This window comes from Streptomyces caeruleatus, from assembly GCF_001514235.1.
GTDB classification, from domain to species: Bacteria; Actinomycetota; Actinomycetes; order Streptomycetales; family Streptomycetaceae; genus Streptomyces; species Streptomyces caeruleatus.
Genome location: NZ_KQ948930.1, coordinates 1 through 15,651 on the forward strand (window position 1 = coordinate 1; position 15,651 = coordinate 15,651).

At 68.7% G+C, this 15,651-nt stretch carries 12 protein-coding genes; all 12 read right to left on the reverse strand.

Translation table 11 applies throughout. The features are described 5' to 3' along the window. Positions 1-289: 289 nt before the first annotated feature. The 12 genes from AQJ67_RS21135 to folC all read right to left on the reverse strand — a co-directional run bounded on the left by AQJ67_RS21135 (position 290) and on the right by folC (position 15,602). On the reverse strand, positions 290-526 hold the full coding sequence (locus tag AQJ67_RS21135; RefSeq protein ID WP_062720607.1) for a DUF7848 domain-containing protein: 237 nt from the start codon (positions 524-526) through the stop codon (positions 290-292). Between the two features lie 307 nt (positions 527-833). Next, on the reverse strand, positions 834-2,045 hold the full coding sequence (locus AQJ67_RS21140) for a helix-turn-helix domain-containing protein (protein WP_079056082.1): 1,212 nt from the start codon (positions 2,043-2,045) through the stop codon (positions 834-836). 260 nt (positions 2,046-2,305) lie between these two features. Then, positions 2,306-4,273 (reverse strand): TIGR03960 family B12-binding radical SAM protein, encoded by a 1,968-nt coding sequence (locus AQJ67_RS21150; protein WP_062720610.1) that lies wholly within the window; start codon positions 4,271-4,273, stop codon positions 2,306-2,308. Between the two features lie 80 nt (positions 4,274-4,353). Further along, positions 4,354-5,871, reverse strand: coding sequence for a CYTH and CHAD domain-containing protein (locus AQJ67_RS21155; protein ID WP_062720611.1), 1,518 nt, complete (start codon positions 5,869-5,871; stop codon positions 4,354-4,356). Between the two features lie 498 nt (positions 5,872-6,369). Beyond that, positions 6,370-7,569: a rod shape-determining protein RodA gene (rodA, locus tag AQJ67_RS21160; protein ID WP_062720612.1), complete on the reverse strand. Its 1,200-nt coding sequence runs from the start codon at positions 7,567-7,569 to the stop codon at positions 6,370-6,372. Beyond that, positions 7,566-9,827 (reverse strand): penicillin-binding protein 2, encoded by a 2,262-nt coding sequence (mrdA, locus tag AQJ67_RS21165; protein ID WP_062720613.1) that lies wholly within the window; start codon positions 9,825-9,827, stop codon positions 7,566-7,568. Before mrdA ends, rodA begins: the two co-directional genes overlap by 4 nt. A 164-nt stretch (positions 9,828-9,991) precedes the next feature. Then, positions 9,992-10,675, reverse strand: a complete 684-nt coding sequence (mreD, locus tag AQJ67_RS21170) for a rod shape-determining protein MreD (protein WP_062720614.1) — start codon at positions 10,673-10,675, stop codon at positions 9,992-9,994. A 13-nt stretch (positions 10,676-10,688) separates the two neighbouring features. Further along, positions 10,689-11,762: a rod shape-determining protein MreC gene (gene mreC, locus AQJ67_RS21175; protein WP_062720615.1), complete on the reverse strand. Its 1,074-nt coding sequence runs from the start codon at positions 11,760-11,762 to the stop codon at positions 10,689-10,691. Positions 11,763-11,961: 199 nt separating this feature from the next. Then, positions 11,962-12,981, reverse strand: a complete 1,020-nt coding sequence (locus AQJ67_RS21180) for a rod shape-determining protein (protein WP_062720616.1) — start codon at positions 12,979-12,981, stop codon at positions 11,962-11,964. 269 nt (positions 12,982-13,250) lie between these two features. Further along, positions 13,251-13,664: a nucleoside-diphosphate kinase gene (ndk, locus tag AQJ67_RS21185; RefSeq protein ID WP_062720617.1), complete on the reverse strand. Its 414-nt coding sequence runs from the start codon at positions 13,662-13,664 to the stop codon at positions 13,251-13,253. Positions 13,665-13,734: 70 nt separating this feature from the next. Further along, positions 13,735-14,091: a DUF4233 domain-containing protein gene (locus AQJ67_RS21190; protein WP_062720618.1), complete on the reverse strand. Its 357-nt coding sequence runs from the start codon at positions 14,089-14,091 to the stop codon at positions 13,735-13,737. An 8-nt stretch (positions 14,092-14,099) separates the two neighbouring features. Continuing rightward, positions 14,100-15,602 (reverse strand): bifunctional tetrahydrofolate synthase/dihydrofolate synthase, encoded by a 1,503-nt coding sequence (gene folC, locus AQJ67_RS21195; protein ID WP_062720619.1) that lies wholly within the window; start codon positions 15,600-15,602, stop codon positions 14,100-14,102. Positions 15,603-15,651 lie beyond the last annotated feature (49 nt).

Sequence of the window (15,651 nt, forward strand, 5' to 3'; positions counted from 1 at the left end):
GGCAGCGTAAGGCCCCCTGTTCACTCGCCCCATGGCAGCTCCCGCCCAAAGCCTCTACGGCCGGCGGCGTGCCCAAACCGCGCCACTACCAGGGCAAAGACCCGCCCCCGCCAGAGCTTCTTCAGAGCCGGGGGAACACCTCGATTCAGCTACGTCCGGCGGGGACGGGAGATCTACGGCGCGGAACCGGAAGCGGCAGCCACGCCCAGGACGAAGCCGCACGAACCCGAGATCATGATGATCATCAGAGGTCCCGTGAAGCGGGCTACCCAGTCCACCGCGCGGCGCATCACGTGTGCCGCCAGGCACGCCACGGACGGGTGATGATCTCCCGGAAGGTGCGATGCGACGGGTTCTTGCCGCAGTGCTTCAGCACCCAACTCTGCCCCTCCGAGTAGTCCTCACTCCCGTCCGAGGCCTCACCGCACACCGCGCACTCCATCACGTAGACGGTCGGCTCCGCGTCCGGCTCACGGTCGGGTTCCAGCGTCCACCGCTCGTGGCGAACGACCGAACGCGTACTCACAGGATCTCGCCCCGACTCCGAGCGTTGACCACCCGAACCTTGTCGCTCAGTTCCGGACTCGACGTCTGCTCGACACCCGAGTACGAAGCCAGGTCGGCGCCTTTCGCTGTGGTTCCGCACGGATCATGAGGATCATGAAAGACAAGCAAGCAGCCATCGTGACCAAACCGCCTGATGGCGTCTGCCAGCCGCGCCCGTGCGTTCCCCGACATGATCGAGCACCCCTCTTGTCGATGATCGGTGAACCGCCATCGTCACGCAGGGTGCTGGACGCGCTACAGGGACGGAACGTCCCACTTCTGCGCCCTTAGCTTGCGACCCCGAGGAACTCAGCAAGCTTGCGCAGCCCAGGCGGATGGCTCGGCGAGGCCCAGAGGTCGCTCACAATCGCCACCGCCAGCGTGTGGTGCCGCATCCAGGCCGGTGCGATCTGCCGTAGCCGCGTGAGAGCCTTCACCGCCCCTTCGGCGTGTCCCAAGTCCGTATGCGCACGAGCCACGTCGAGCAGAAGCCATGTCCGCCAGGAGGGAGGAGTGTCGGCGCTGAGGCGCATACCCTTCGCGAGGCCGAGGGCCTCCTCCGGACGCCCGTGCTGCACGGCGAGCCTGACCCGCTCAATGCGTACCGACGAGCGACTGAAGACCGACACCATGCGTCCGTTGGTGGGTGCTGGAAGTACCGCCAGGCGCTTGGTCGCCTTCTCGGCCGTCGTCATCATCTCGTTCGCCGCGTCGTAGTCACCAGAGCGCGCCGCACTCGTCGCCGCCGACATCAGCAGCCCGCCCCACACACGCACGCCTTCGGCCGTGTCACAGTGTTCGCGCTCAACCCCGTCCGCCGCGTACACGGCGAGGTTCTCCGCGTCATCCAGCCGGTTCTGGCGCTGGTAGTTCCACGCGACGGAGTTACTGACCATGGGCGCCAGCAACGGATCGGAGGACTGCTCAGCGGCATTCATGGCCCGCTCCAGCGCACTCAGGGCGAGGTCCGTCTTCCCTAAACGGATGGCCAGGTGACCGGCCAACTGGAGTGCCTTGCCCAGCGCCGCCTGTCCGGCCGCCTTCTCGTCTCCCTTGCCCACCGAAGCGGCGAAGCGCGCGTCGTTGATGATGCTGGGCAGGATCTCCATGAGCCGACCGAACTCCGCGCTGTGATAGATGGTCCACGCGTCGGCGATCTCGCGCCGCAGGAGCGCCACGGTCAGCCGCTCAGGCCCGTTCGGATCAGGTGGCGGAGCAAACAGCGGCGGCATGATCGCTCGCCTTACGGCAACAAGCTGGGGCGGGTCGGCCTCCCCCGTGGACGGCACGCCCGGAGGGTCACCGAGCAGCGCGGTCAGTTCGACCCCAAGCCCCCTGGCCAAGTCATGCAGAGTCGGCAGCCTCGCGCTGTGCTTTCGCTTCTGCTCCAGCTTCTTGATCACGTCCGAGGAGACGCCCGACTTCTCAGCCAGTCCCTCTTGCGTGAGGTCGGCCATTCGCCTCAGACGAGCGAGCCGGTCTCCCAAGTGCTCAGCCATACAACGAGAGTACGGCCGCGAACATGAGTGAGGCCGAGCCCTCTGCATTTCACAGGGCTCGGCCTCATTGACTCAGATCCACTCCACCTCGGACCGGATGTTGGAAGATCCTCCGGGCAACGGCAACGGCGTCCTCACAGCACGCTGTGTGAGCTTCTGCGGTCGCCGCTGAGCACCGAGCGCGCCCAGCACCTCGGCCAGCTCCTCCTCTGTGACATCCGCCACAGCATCAGTGATGCGCCGTAACGCCTCACTCATGGTCAGCCCGCGTCTTCGCTGGTCGCAGCCTTCTTCACCGTCAGCGGCAGAAGCTTCTTCCCGCTGTCACTCAGTTGTGGCCATGTGTCGAACTGGGGGCAGACACCGCAGTCGAAGCACGGCGTCCAGCGGCAGTCCTCGACCTCGGTCTCGTCGAGGGCGTCCTGCCAGTCCTCCCAGAGCCAGTCCTTGTCGAGGCCGGAGTCCAGGTGGTCCCAGGGGAGGACTTCCTCGTAGGTCCGCTCGCGGGTGGTGTACCAGTCGACATCGACGCCGAAGGGGGCCAGCGCCTTGTCGGCGCAGCTCATCCAGCGGTCGTAGGAGAAGTGCTCGCGCCAGCCGTCGAAGCGGCCGCCGTCCTCGTAGACCGCGCGGATGACGGCGCCGATGCGGCGGTCGCCGCGGGAGAGGAGGCCCTCGACGATGCCGGGCTTGCCGTCGTGGTAGCGGAAGCCGATCGAGCGGCCGTACTTCTTGTCGCCGCGGATCTTGTCGCGGAGCTTCTCCAGGCGGGCGTCCGTCTCCTCGGCGGAGAGCTGCGGGGCCCACTGGAACGGGGTGTGGGGCTTGGGGACGAAACCGCCGATCGAGACGGTGCAGCGGATGTCGTTGGACCTCGACACCTCGCGGCCCTTCGCGATCACGCTCATCGCCATGTCGGCGATCTGGAGGACGTCGTCGTCGGTCTCCGTCGGCAGGCCGCACATGAAGTACAGCTTCACCTGCCGCCAGCCGTTGCCGTAGGCGGTGGCGACCGTCCGGATGAGGTCTTCCTCGCTCACCATCTTGTTGATGACCTTGCGCATGCGCTCGCTGCCGCCCTCGGGGGCGAAGGTCAGTCCGGAACGGCGGCCGTTGCGGGTCAGCTCGTTGGCCAGGTCGACGTTGAAGGCGTCCACGCGGGTCGACGGGAGGGACAGACCGATCTTGTCCTCCTCGTAGCGGTCCGCCAGGCCCTTCGCGATGTCGCCGATCTCGCTGTGGTCGGCCGAGGAGAGGGACAGGAGGCCGACTTCCTCGAAGCCCGTCGCCTTCAGGCCCTTCTCGACCATCTCGCCGATGCCGGTGATCGAGCGCTCGCGCACCGGGCGGGTGATCATGCCCGCCTGGCAGAAACGGCAGCCGCGCGTGCAGCCGCGGAAGATCTCGACCGACATCCGCTCGTGGACCGTCTCGGCGAGCGGGACCAGGGGCTGCTTGGGGTACGGCCACTCGTCCAGGTCCATGACGGTGTGCTTGGACACACGCCACGGGACACCGCTCTTGTTCGGTACGACACGGGCGATACGGCCGTCCGCGAGGTACTCGACGTCGTAGAACGCCGGGATGTACACCGAGCCCGTCTTCGCGAGGCGGAAGAGGACCTCCTCGCGGCCGCCCGGCCGGCCCTCCGCCTTCCACTCGCGGATGATCTTCGTCATGTCCAGCACGGCCTGCTCGCCGTCGCCGATGATCGCCGCGTCGATGAAGTCGGCGATCGGCTCGGGGTTGAAGGCCGCGTGGCCGCCGGCCAGGACGATCGGGTCGTCGACGGTGCGGTCCTTGGACTCCAGCGGGATCCCGGCCAGGTCCAGGGCCGTGAGCATGTTGGTGTAGCCGAGCTCGGTGGAGAAGGACAGGCCGAACACGTCGAACGCCTTCACCGGCCGGTGGCTGTCCACCGTGAACTGCGGGACCCGGTGCTCCCGCATCAGGGCCTCCAGGTCCGGCCACACGCTGTACGTGCGCTCGGCGAGGACGCCCTCCTGTTCGTTCAGGACCTCGTAGAGGATCATGACGCCCTGGTTGGGCAGCCCGACCTCGTACGCGTCGGGGTACATGAGCGCCCAGCGGACGTCACAGGACTCCCACGGCTTGACCGTGGAGTTGAGCTCTCCGCCGACGTACTGGATCGGCTTCTGCACATGCGGGAGCAGAGCTTCGAGCTGCGGGAACACAGACTCGGCGGCCGCAGCGACTTCGGCAGACATCTCGCGAACCTTCGTGAGCTGGACTGAACTGACAGGGGTGACCATCTAGCCTAACGCGACCGGGACGGCCCCCCGCACGCTCAGATGCTCGTCCCGCTCTTGATCTCCTTCCACAGCCCGGGCAGCCCGGCCTCGTCGTCGGCCGCCCGGCGCTCCTCACGCCCGTACAGCAGCCCGTACGTGAACGACGGCTCCCCCGCCCCGTGGGCCTGCCGGGCCAGCTCCCGCAGCGCCTCTCGTGTCATCACGCTGTCCTGGTGGTCGCCGAGCAGGTTCTGCAGGCTCTTCATCGACTTCACCAGGGCGGTCGCCGGATCGCCCAGCGCCGGAACCGCCGACTCCGCCGCGTACCGCGTCCGCTTGGCCTTCTTCCGCGCCTCGTGCAGCGCGAGATCCCGCTCCTGTCCGGGCTCCAGCTCGAACGCCCGCTCGACCAGTCGGGACACCTTCGACAGGTCCTTGCGTACGGCCTTCCCGATCACCTTCTCCGGCTTCTTGCCGGCCGCCTTCAGCAGCGGCGGATCGGCCACCAGGGCGTCGAGGGACTCCAGCAGCCGCAGATACCGCGCGCCGTCGAGCACGTTGGTCAGACGCCGCCGCGATCCCCCGCTGCGGGCACGCGCCCAGGTGCGCAGCCGGGTGCGGACGGGCCCGACCATCAGCGCGCGCGGCAGCTCGTCGACGGCGGCCGTCAGCCGTTCGGTCAGCACCTCCTGGTCCCGGTCGACGCCCAGCTCTCCGGCCAGCCACTTCAGCTCCTCGCCGATCGGGTCGGTCACCTCGCGGTCGAGGACCTTGCCGTACGACTTGAGGGCGCTGCGCATCCGCCGGGTGGCGACCCGCATCTTGTGCACGGAGTCGTACACCTCCCGCCGCACGGCCGGATCGAGCTCGACGATCGCGTCCAGCTGCGCGCGAAGGTAGGCGAGTGCATGATCCCCGGCGGTGACCGGCTCCGACTCCGCCTCGGCCGCCCCCGTCTGCCCCCCGCGCTTCTTCTTCGGCGCCGTCTCCGTCAGGGCCCGCTTCAGCTTCGAGGCCGAGGCAGAGGGCCGCACGCCCGCCTTCCTCAGCTTCTTCTCGACCTTGTCGAGGAACGCCGGGTCGGTGCCGTCCGCCAGCTCCACCTCGATCTCGGTCCACTGAGCGGTACGGCCGCCTCCGGTGAGCCGCTCCGCCTGTACGGCGTCCACGCTGACCTCGGCGAGCAGCCGGCCCTCGGCGTCCACCAAATCGCGCACATCACGGTCGGAGCGCAGCCGGACCACGGGCACCAGCTCGGCGTCCCTGACCCGGGAGCGGACGAGCCCGGCGAGGGTGCGGGGCAGGTCGTCGGACAACGGGGCCTGAATCTCGTCCCGCACGCCCGGCGCCACGGGAAACTTCAGATGCCAGCCGGCGTCCGAGCCACCCGTTCTGCGGCGCAGCGTGATCGACGACGCGTCGAGGCGCTCGTCAGCGGTGTCGTAGTAGACGGCGTCGAGATGCGCGACCCCCTTGTCGATGACGGCCGCGACCCCGGCGACACCGGTCAGGTCGGGCAAGCCACTGTCGTCGGATTCATACTTCCGCTCGATTTCGCGCTTCGTGTCCGCCATGACCCGAATCTAGTGGCAGTCACAACCGGACGACAGGGCTTACCAGCCATAAACCCCAGGCGAACAGGGGGGTGATGGCGAGAAAACCGGTCGATGAGCCCTGGCCGACCGAGGCGCGCGCACGGGTCCGGCGGGCCACGCGGAGCGGCTCGGCGGACCGCCCGGCACCGGTTCGGCGGACCGCCCTGCACCGGTTCGGCGGACCGCCCTGCACCGGTTCGGCAAGGCGCCCTGAACGAGCGGCACCGGTTTGTCCAACGGCCCTCTGAGCCACGAAGCCCGGCCAAAACACCCGACCCGGCAGGCACCCAGCCCTACCGGCGCCGCGCCCCCAGCCGACACCCGCACCCGCACCAGCACCAGCACCAGCACCAGCACCAGCACCAGCACCAGCGACGCACACAGACCGGTACTCCCACCAGCCCCGAGCCGATACCCCAGCCCCGGCCGACACCCCGATCCCGGCCCCCGAAGCCCCGGCTCAACCCAGCGGAGCGATCACGCCGACATCGGCCGCTGCACCCGAATCGACTGCAGCAACCCCACCGCCACCCACACCGCGAACATCGACGACCCGCCGTACGACACGAACGGCAGCGGCAGGCCGGTCACCGGCATGATGCCCAGGGTCATCCCGATGTTCTCGAAGGCCTGGAAGGCGAACCACGCCACGATGCCCGCCGCGACGATCGTCCCGTACAGCTCGGTCGTCTCGCGGGCGATGCGGCAGGCGCGCCACAGGATCACACCGAGGAGCAGGATGATCAGCCCGCCGCCGACGAAGCCCAGTTCCTCCCCCGCGACGGTGAAGACGAAGTCGGTCTGCTGTTCCGGCACGAACTGGCCGGTCGTCTGCGAGCCGTGGAACAGCCCCGAGCCCGTGAGCCCGCCCGAGCCGATCGCGATACGCGCCTGGTTGGTGTTGTAGCCGACGCCCGCCGGGTCCAGCTCGGGGTTGGCGAAGGCCGCGAAGCGGGCGATCTGGTAGTCGTCCAGGACGCCCAGCTGCACAACCGCGATCGCTCCCATGGTGCCCGCGCCGATCAGCCCGAAGACCCAGCGGTTGGAGGCGCCGGACGCGAGCAGCACGCCGAGCACGATCACCACCATCACCATGACCGAGCCGAGGTCGGGCATGAGCAGCACGATCAGCATCGGTACGGCAGCCAGGCCCAGCGCCTGCACCACCGTGCGGTGGTCCGGGTACTGCTTGTCGCCCGCGTCCACTCTCGTCGCCAGCAGCATCGCCATGCCCAGGATGATCGTGACCTTCACGAACTCCGAGGGCTGGAGCGAGAAGCCGCCGGGGAGCTTGATCCAGGAGTGGGCGCCGTTGATGGTGGAGCCGAGCGGGGTGAGCACCAGCAGGATCAGGAAGACCGAGACTCCGTACAGCATCGGCACCGCCGTGCGCAGCATGCGGTGCCCCAGCCACACGGTCCCGATCATCAGCGCGAACCCGATACCGGTGTTCAGGATGTGCCGGAGCAGGAAGTAGTACTGGTCGCCCTGGTTGAGCTCGGTCCGGTTTCGGGTCGCCGAGAAGACCAGGATCGAGCCGATCAGCGACAGCGTGATCGCCGACAGCAGTATCGGCCAGTCCAGCCGGCGGGCGAGCGAGTCGCGGGCGAACAGGCGGGTCCAGCCCGCCCGTTCGGGCCCGTACCCGGAGACCTGGAAACCGTTCGCGCCGGTCATGTGAGCATCCTCCGGCTTCCCCGCCGACGGCTCCTGCGCCGCCTGCGCCGGGTGTCCCGGTTCTCGTTCGTCGGCGGCGCCACGGTCCCGGCGAGCTGCTGCTCGTCCGGCCCGGCCTTGCCCTCCTGGCTGACCCGCTGGTCCTTCGCCGGGTCCTTGGAGACCTTGGGCGAGGTGATGGTGCCGTCCGTGCGGACCTTCGGCAGGCTCTTCGCGGGCGTGGGCAGCAGCGCGTTCTTCTTGTTGATCGCGCCGTCGTCGGAGACGCCGTACAGCGCGTCGTAGATGTTGCGCACGGCCGGACCCGAGGCACCGGAACCCGTACCACCCTGGGAGATCGTCATGACGATCGAGTAGTCCTTGGTGTAGGTCGCGAACCACGAGGTCGTCTGCTTGCCGTAGACCTCGGCGGTACCGGTCTTGGCGTGCATCGGGATCTTGTCCTGCGGCCAGCCGACCTGCGCGAACCGCCAGGCGGCCGTACCGCGGGTGGCGACACCGGCGAGGGCGTCGTCCATCGCGGCCAGCGTCTGCTTGCTTATCGGCAGCTTGCCGTGCGACTTGGGCTTGATCTCCTCGACGGTCTTGCCGTCGGCGCTGACGACGGCCTTGCCGACCGTGGGGTCGTAGAGGGTGCCGCCGTTGGAGATGGCCGCGTAGATGGTGGCCATCTGGATGGGGGTGACGAGGGTGTCGCCCTGTCCGATGGAGTAGTTGACGGAGTCACCCGCGCGCAGCCGGTTACCTTCGAGGCAGTTCTCGTAGGCGATCTTCTCGGCGTAGCTGCCGTCCTTATCGCCGTACTTGCACCAGGCGTCCTTGTTGGCCTTCCAGTAGTCCTGCTTCCACTTGCGGTCCGGGACACGCCCGGTGACCTCGTTGGGCAGGTCGATGCCGGTCTCCGCGCCGAGGCCGAACTGGTGGGCCGTCTTGTAGAACCAGTCGCCCGCGTTCTTCTTCGGCTTGGTGCCGCCGTCCCGCTTCCACTCCTCGTGGGAGAGCCGGTAGAAGACGGTGTCGCAGGACACCTCCAGGGCGCGGCCGAGGCTGATCGGGCCGTACCCCTTGGACTCGAAGTTCTTGAAGACCTGACCGCCGATGGAGTACGAGCTGGAGCACTGGTAGGGGCCGTCGAAGGAGTAGCCGGCGTTCACCGCTGCTGCCGTCGGGATGACTTTGAAGATGGAGCCCGGGGCCGACTGGCCCTGGATCGCCCGGTTGAGCAGCGGGTAGTTGGAGGACTTGCCGGTCAGCGTCTTGTAGTCCTTGGCGGAGATGCCGCCGACCCACGCGTTCGGGTCGTACGTCGGGTTGGACGCCATGGCGACGATGCGGCCGGTCTTGGCCTCCATCACGACGACCGCACCCGAGTCGGCCTTGTACGGCTCGTTGGTGTTGCGGTCCCACTCCTTGCGGGCCTGCTTCATGGCGTCGTTCAGCTCGTACTCGGCGACCCGCTGTACTCGGGCGTCGATGCTGGTGACGAGGTTGGAGCCGGGCTGGGCGGCGTCCGCCTTGGCCTGGCCGATGACCCGGCCCAGGTTGTCGACCTCGTAGCGGGTGACGCCGGCCTTGCCGCGCAGCTCCTTGTCGTAATGCCGCTCCAGGCCCGAGCGGCCGACCTGGTCGGAGCGCAGGTACGGGGAGTCGGTGTCCTGGGCCTGCTGGAGCTCGGCGTCGGTGACCGGGGAGAGATAGCCGAGGACCTGGGCGGTGTTGGACTTGCCGGGGCTCGGGTAGCGGCGCAGGGCCTGCGGCTCGGCGGTGATGCCGGGGAAGTCCTCGGCGCGCTCCCGGATCTGCAGGGCCTGCTTGGGGGTGGCCTCGTCGGTGATGGGGATCGGCTGGTACGGCGAGCCGTTCCAGCAGGGCTGGGGGGTCTCGGCGTCACACAGCCGGACCTTCTCCTTGACCTCCTTGGGCGTCATGCCCAGCACACCGGCCAGCTTGGTGAGGACGGCCTCTCCGTCGTCCTTCATCTTCAGCAGGTCGGTGCGGGAGGCGGAGACCACCAGCCGTGTCTCGTTGTCGGCGAGCGGCACACCGCGCGCGTCCAGGATCGAGCCGCGCACGGCGGGCTGCACGACCTGCTGGACGTGGTTGCCGGACGCCTCCTTGGCGTAGGCGTCGCCCTCGCGGATCTGGAGGTACCACAGGCGTCCGCCGAGGGTGCCGAGGAGGGAGAGAACGAGGACTTGGATGACGATGAGCCGGATCTGTACGCGTGGCGTCCGGCCGGTCTCGGGGATGTTGGTCACTGCGGCTGCCTCCCCCTCTCAGTGCGAGTACTGGTACGAGTACTGGTGTGTGCGCTGATGCGAGTACCAGTGCGGATACGACTGTGTGTGTACGAGTGATGAACGGCCGGCCCGTGCGGTCCGGTTCCTCCTGGACTCACCCTCCCGGGTGAACTCCGCTGCCCTCACAGCCGCTTGACCCCCTTGATGCGCCCGGCCCGGGCCGTTCGTACCCGCGCCGCCTTCACCTTCAGGCCGCCCCTCAGGCCCCCGCGCTGGCCACCGATGCGCAGCCCGGTCCCGCCGGAGAGCCAGCCGGTGGAGATGTCGGCCTTCTTCGTCTGCGAGTTGCTGTCGGCGAGCGGGTCGTTCTCCGCGCGCCGGGCCAGCGCCATGATCCCCGGCACCACGAACGGGGCGAGCAGCAGGTCGTACAGCGCGGCGGTGAACAGCAGGCTGCCGAGGCCGACATGGCGGGCGGCGGTGTCCCCGACGAGGGCGCCGACCCCGGCGTACAGCAGGGTCGTGCCGATCGCGGCGACGACCACGACCACCATCGGCCCGGTGGCCGACTTGAGCCGCCCGTTGTCGGGCTTGATCAGCCCGGCGAGGTAGCCGATGACGCACAGCACCAGCGCGTAGCGGCCGGCGGCGTGGTCGGCGGGCGGGGCGAGGTCGGCGAGCAGACCGGCGCCGAAGCCGACGAGGGCGCCGCCGACATGGCCGTAGACCATGGCGAGGCCCAGGACGGTGAGGAGCAGCAGGTCGGGGACGGCGCCCGGGAGATGGAGGCGGGCCAGGACGCTCACCTGGATCACCAGGGCGACGACGATCAGTGCGGAGGAGAGCAGGATTCGGTTGACGCGCATGGGGCTTCAGCTCCTACTGCTCTTGCTCGTACTGGTTCTGACCGTCGCCCGGCGGCTGATACTGCCCGTCGGCCTGCGGCTGGTTCTGACCATCCGCCTGGGGCTGGTTCTGACCGTCCGCCTGCGGCTGGTTCTGGCCGTCCGCCTGGGGCTGGTCCTGGCCGTCGACCGTGCCGTCGGCGCCCGGCGTGACGGTGACCGTGACGGTCGGCGTGGGGGTCGGCTTCGGCTTGTCAGGGAGGACCGTGTCGCGCGGGTCCTTGGTGGGGGCCTGGACGACCACGCCGACGATGTCGAGCTTGGAGAACGCGGCGTACGGCGTGACGTACAGGGTGCGGGTCAGGCCGCCGCCTGACGGGTCGACGCGGGAGACCACCCCGACGGGGACGCCGGGCACGAAGGGCTTGTCGGCCTGGGAGCCGAAGGTGACGAGCCGGTCGCCCTTCTTCACCTCGGCCTTGCCGTTGAGGAGTTCGACGCGCAGCGGGCGGTCGCCCTGGCCGGAGGCGAAGCCGAGCTCGTCGCTGGCCTCCATGCGGGTGCCGACGGTGAAGTCGGGGTCGCTGGCGAGGAGCACGGTCGCGGTGTTCGGGCCGACCGTGGTGACCCGACCGACCAACCCGTCCCCGTTCAGGACGGTCATGTCGCGCCGGATGCCGTCGTTCTCGCCGACGTCGATGGTGATCGTCCAGGAGAAGCCCTGGGCCGCTCCTATGGCGATGACCTCGGCGCCCTTGATGCCGTACTGGCCCGCGCCCGCGACCTTCAGCATCTTGTCGAGCTGCTTGAGCCGGCTGCGGTTGCGGTCGTCGCTGCCGAGCTTCGCCTTGAGAGCGGCGTTCTCCTGCTCCAGCGCGGCGAGCCGGTCGTGGCGCTCGCCGGAGTCACGGATCGCGGCGACCGCGTTGCCGACCGGGTCGACCGCCGACGACACACCGTTCTCGATCGGGCCGAAGACCGTGGCCGCGGCGGACCGCGCGCCGTCGACCGGGGAATCCTCACCGCCGCGGATGTCCACCGTGATCAGCGCGAACGCGATGGCGATCAGCAGCACCAGGAGCAGCCGGCTCTCTCGTGTGTCCCTCACGTGCGACGGCCGTGCCCTTCCTCATAGGAGTTCGGGAAACCCCGGGAAAACCCGGGGGGTTCATATACGGAATTTGTGTGCGGAGCTTGTATGCGAGCTTGAATGACGCGCTTGGCGGCTCTTGGAAGCTTATGCCTCTATATCAACGATCCGCCGTACGAGAGGAGATCATCCCGTACGGCGGAATCGAAGAGTTACGTCATCTGCGCGGCTGGGCGTCCAGCACCTGCTGCAACGCCTCGAACTCCTCGACGCACTTGCCGGAGCCGAGCGCCACGCTGTCCAGCGGGTCCTCGGCGATGTGGATCGGCATGCCGGTCTCACGACGCAGCCGCTCGTCGAGGCCGCGCAGCAGGGCGCCGCCGCCGGTCAGAACGATTCCTCGGTCCATGATGTCGCCGGACAGCTCCGGCGGGCACTTGTCGAGGGTCGTCTTCACCGCGTCCACGATCGAGTTGACCGGCTCCTCGATGGCCTTGCGCACTTCGGCCGCGGAGATGACGACGGTCTTGGGCAGCCCGGAGACGAGGTCCCGGCCGCGGATTTCGGTGTGTTCGTCAGCGTCGAGGTCGTACGCGGAACCGACCGTGATCTTGATCTGCTCGGCCGTCCGCTCACCCAGCAGAAGGGAGTACTCCTTCTTGATGTGCTGGATGATCGCGTTGTCCAGTTCGTCGCCCGCGACGCGGATGGACTGGGCGGTGACGATGCCGCCGAGGGAGATGACCGCGACCTCCGTGGTGCCGCCGCCGATGTCGACCACCATGTTGCCCGTGGCCTCGTGGACCGGCAGGCCGGAGCCGATGGCCGCGGCCATGGGCTCCTCGATGATGTGCACCTGGCGGGCGCCGGCCTGGGACGACGCCTCGATGACGGCGCGGCGCTCGACGCCGGTGATGCCCGAGGGCACACAGACGACGACCCGCGGACGAGCCAGATACCGCCGCTTGTGGATCTTCAGAATGAAGTAGCGGAGCATCCGCTCGGTGATCTCGAAGTCGGCGATGACGCCGTCCTTCAGCGGACGTACGGCAACGATGTTGCCGGGCGTGCGCCCGATCATCTTCTTCGCTTCGGCGCCGACCGCGAGGATGCCACCGGTGTTGGTGTTGATCGCGACGACGGACGGCTCATTGAGTACGATCCCGCGACCCCTGACGTACACCAGCGTGTTGGCGGTCCCGAGGTCGACAGCCATGTCACGGCCGATGAACGACATTGAGTTCCCCATCAGGATTCGTCTGGCCTTCCCTGGGAGCTTTTGATGGCTTTTCAGGTCGGCGAAGTGGGTGCTGTGACGTGAAGGCTTCTATCGTAGACGCGCTTTCGCGAACACTGCGGGAGGGTCTTCGCCATTGTCAGCAGATGGCGAGCCGCCCCGCTTGTGGAGACGGGCCATCGGGGGCACTCGTTCCCTCGATCGCCGCGCATATGCCGCCGGGCCGCCGGGTTTCTTCGGCCGCCCCAGGTCGGGCCGGTTGAGAGGAGTCAGGCGCGGCCCGGGAAGAAGATCTTCACCTCGCGCTCGGCGGACTCCTCGGAGTCGGAGGCGTGGATGAGGTTCTCCCGGACGATCACACCGAAGTCACCGCGGATGGAGCCCGGCGCCGCGGCGATCGGGTCGGTCGGACCGGCGAGGGCGCGCAGCCCCTCGATGACCCGCTCGCCCTCGACGATCAGGGCGACGACCGGGCCAGAGGCCATGAACTCCACCAGCGGCTCGTAGAACGGCTTGCCCTTGTGCTCGCCGTAGTGCTGCTCCAGCGTGTCCTGGTCCAGGGTGCGCAGCTCCAGCGCGGTGATCTGCCAGCCGGCCTTGCGCTCGATACGGCTGATGATCTCGCCGGTCAGACCGCGACGGACGGCGTCGGGCTTGAGCAGGACGAGGGTGCGCTGGGTCACGGGAGGGCTCCTTCTTACTTACAGCCGGTGGTGCGGTGGGATGAGGTTACAGGGCGTGTCCGGGCCCTTGTTACGCAGCGTCAGGTGTAGAGGAGTCGCTCTGCGCGGCGAATCTCGCCTTCGCCTCGTCGACCTTCCTCCCGTAGTGCACCGAGGCCCACCACAGCGCCGCGAAGATCACGCCCAGGATGAACATCGTCGACACGATGAAGCCGGAGGCGATGAGCGCGATCTGCAGCGCCCAGCCGAGTGCGACCCCGCCGGGCCGGGTCACCACGCCGCACAGCAGCACGCACAGGAACATCGCGATGCCGCTGACCGTCCACACCGTCGACATGGACAGGTCGGGATCCTTCATGGCGACCAGACCGGCGAAGCCGATGACGAAGAACTCGCCGATCAGCGTCGAGGAACAGAGCGTACGCATCTTCGGACTCAGCCCTTCCCCAGCAGCAGCCGGGCCTCGCCGACCGTGATGACGGACCCGGTGACCAGCACACCGCCGCCCGCGAACTCGCCCTCCTCCTCGGCCAGCGTGATCGCGGCCTCCAGCGCGTCCGGCAGCCGCGGCTCGACCTGCACGCGATCGTCACCGAAAATCTCGACGGCGATGGCGGCCAGTTCGTCGGCGTCCATGGCCCGGTGCGAGGAGTTCTGCGTGACGACGACCTCGGCGAAGATCGGCTCGAAGGCCTCCAGCAGCCCCCGCACGTTCTTGTCGCCGCTCGCGCCGACGACCCCGATGAGCCGGCTGAAGTCGAAGGCCTCCCCGATCGCCTCGGCGGTGACCCGCGCACCGGCCGGGTTGTGGGCCGCGTCCAGCACGACGGTCGGCGAACGCCGTACGACCTCCATCCGCCCCGGCGAGGCGACGGCGGCGAACGCCTTGCGGACGGTGTCGATGTCCAGCGACTCGGCCCGCGCGGAGCCGACGCCGAAGAACGCCTCCACGGCGGCGAGTGCGACGGCGGCGTTGTGCGCCTGGTGCGCGCCGTGCAGCGGCAGATACACCTCGGGGTACTCGCCGCCCAGTCCGCGCAGCGTCGCCAGCTGCCCGCCGACGGCGACCTGCCGTGCCACGACCCCGAACTCCAGGCCCTCACGGGCCACGGTCGCGTCGACCTCCACGGCCTTCTTCAGCAGCACCTGCGCGGCGTCCACCGGCTGCTGGGCCATGATCACGGTGGCGTCCTGCTTGATGATCCCGGCCTTCTCGGAGGCGATCTCGCCGGGCGTACCGCCGAGCCGGTCGGTGTGGTCGAGGTCTATGGGGGTCACGACGGCGACATCACCGTCGATGACGTTGGTGGCGTCCCACGAGCCGCCCATCCCCACTTCCACGACGGCGACATCGACGGGCGCGTCGGCGAAGGCTGCGTACGCCATGCCCGTCAGCACCTCGAAGAAGGACAGCCGGTACTCCTGCTGTCCGTCGACCATCTCGACGTACGGCTTGATGTCCTGGTACGTCTCGATGAAGCGCTCGGCGGAGATCGCGGCGCCGTCGAGACTGATCCGCTCGGTGATCGACTGGACGTGCGGCGAGGTGTAGCGACCGGTGCGGAGCTCGAAGGCGCCGAGGAGAGCCTCGATCATGCGGGCGGTCGACGTCTTGCCGTTGGTGCCGGTGATGTGGATCGAGGGGTACGAGCGCTGCGGCTCGCCCAGGACGTCCATGAGCGCGGCGATACGGCTGACGGAGGGCTCCAGCTTCGTCTCGCCCCAGCGCGTCGCCAGCTCCGCCTCGACCTCGCGCAGGGCCTTGTCGACCTCGGGGTCCTCGGGGCGCGCGGGCACGTCGGCCTGCGGCGGGCCGCCCTGGGTGCGCAGGGTTCGGCTGCCGGCCTCGATGACCGCCAGATCGGGGTCGCGGTCGGTCTCTTCCGCGATGATCTCGTCGAAGGGGTCGAGGGGGTCGGGCTCGTTCTGGTCGCTCACGGGGTCAGTCTACGGACGGGGACTGACAGTGCGCCCAGGGAGTGGGGTG

What these genes read in the sequence shown, in the direction of transcription:
- AQJ67_RS21140 (WP_079056082.1), bottom strand. Translation starts at nt 2,045, where the DNA reads ATGGCTGAGCACTTGGGAGACCGGCTCGCTCGTCTGAGGCGAATGGCC.
- AQJ67_RS21150 (WP_062720610.1), bottom strand. Translation starts at nt 4,273, where the DNA reads ATGTCTGCCGAAGTCGCTGCGGCCGCCGAGTCTGTGTTCCCGCAGCTC.
- AQJ67_RS21155 (WP_062720611.1), bottom strand. Translation starts at nt 5,871, where the DNA reads ATGGCGGACACGAAGCGCGAAATCGAGCGGAAGTATGAATCCGACGAC.
- rodA (WP_062720612.1), bottom strand. Translation starts at nt 7,569, where the DNA reads ATGACCGGCGCGAACGGTTTCCAGGTCTCCGGGTACGGGCCCGAACGG.
- mreD (WP_062720614.1), bottom strand. Translation starts at nt 10,675, where the DNA reads ATGCGCGTCAACCGAATCCTGCTCTCCTCCGCACTGATCGTCGTCGCC.
- AQJ67_RS21180 (WP_062720616.1), bottom strand. Translation starts at nt 12,981, where the DNA reads ATGTCGTTCATCGGCCGTGACATGGCTGTCGACCTCGGGACCGCCAAC.
- AQJ67_RS21190 (WP_062720618.1), bottom strand. Translation starts at nt 14,091, where the DNA reads ATGCGTACGCTCTGTTCCTCGACGCTGATCGGCGAGTTCTTCGTCATC.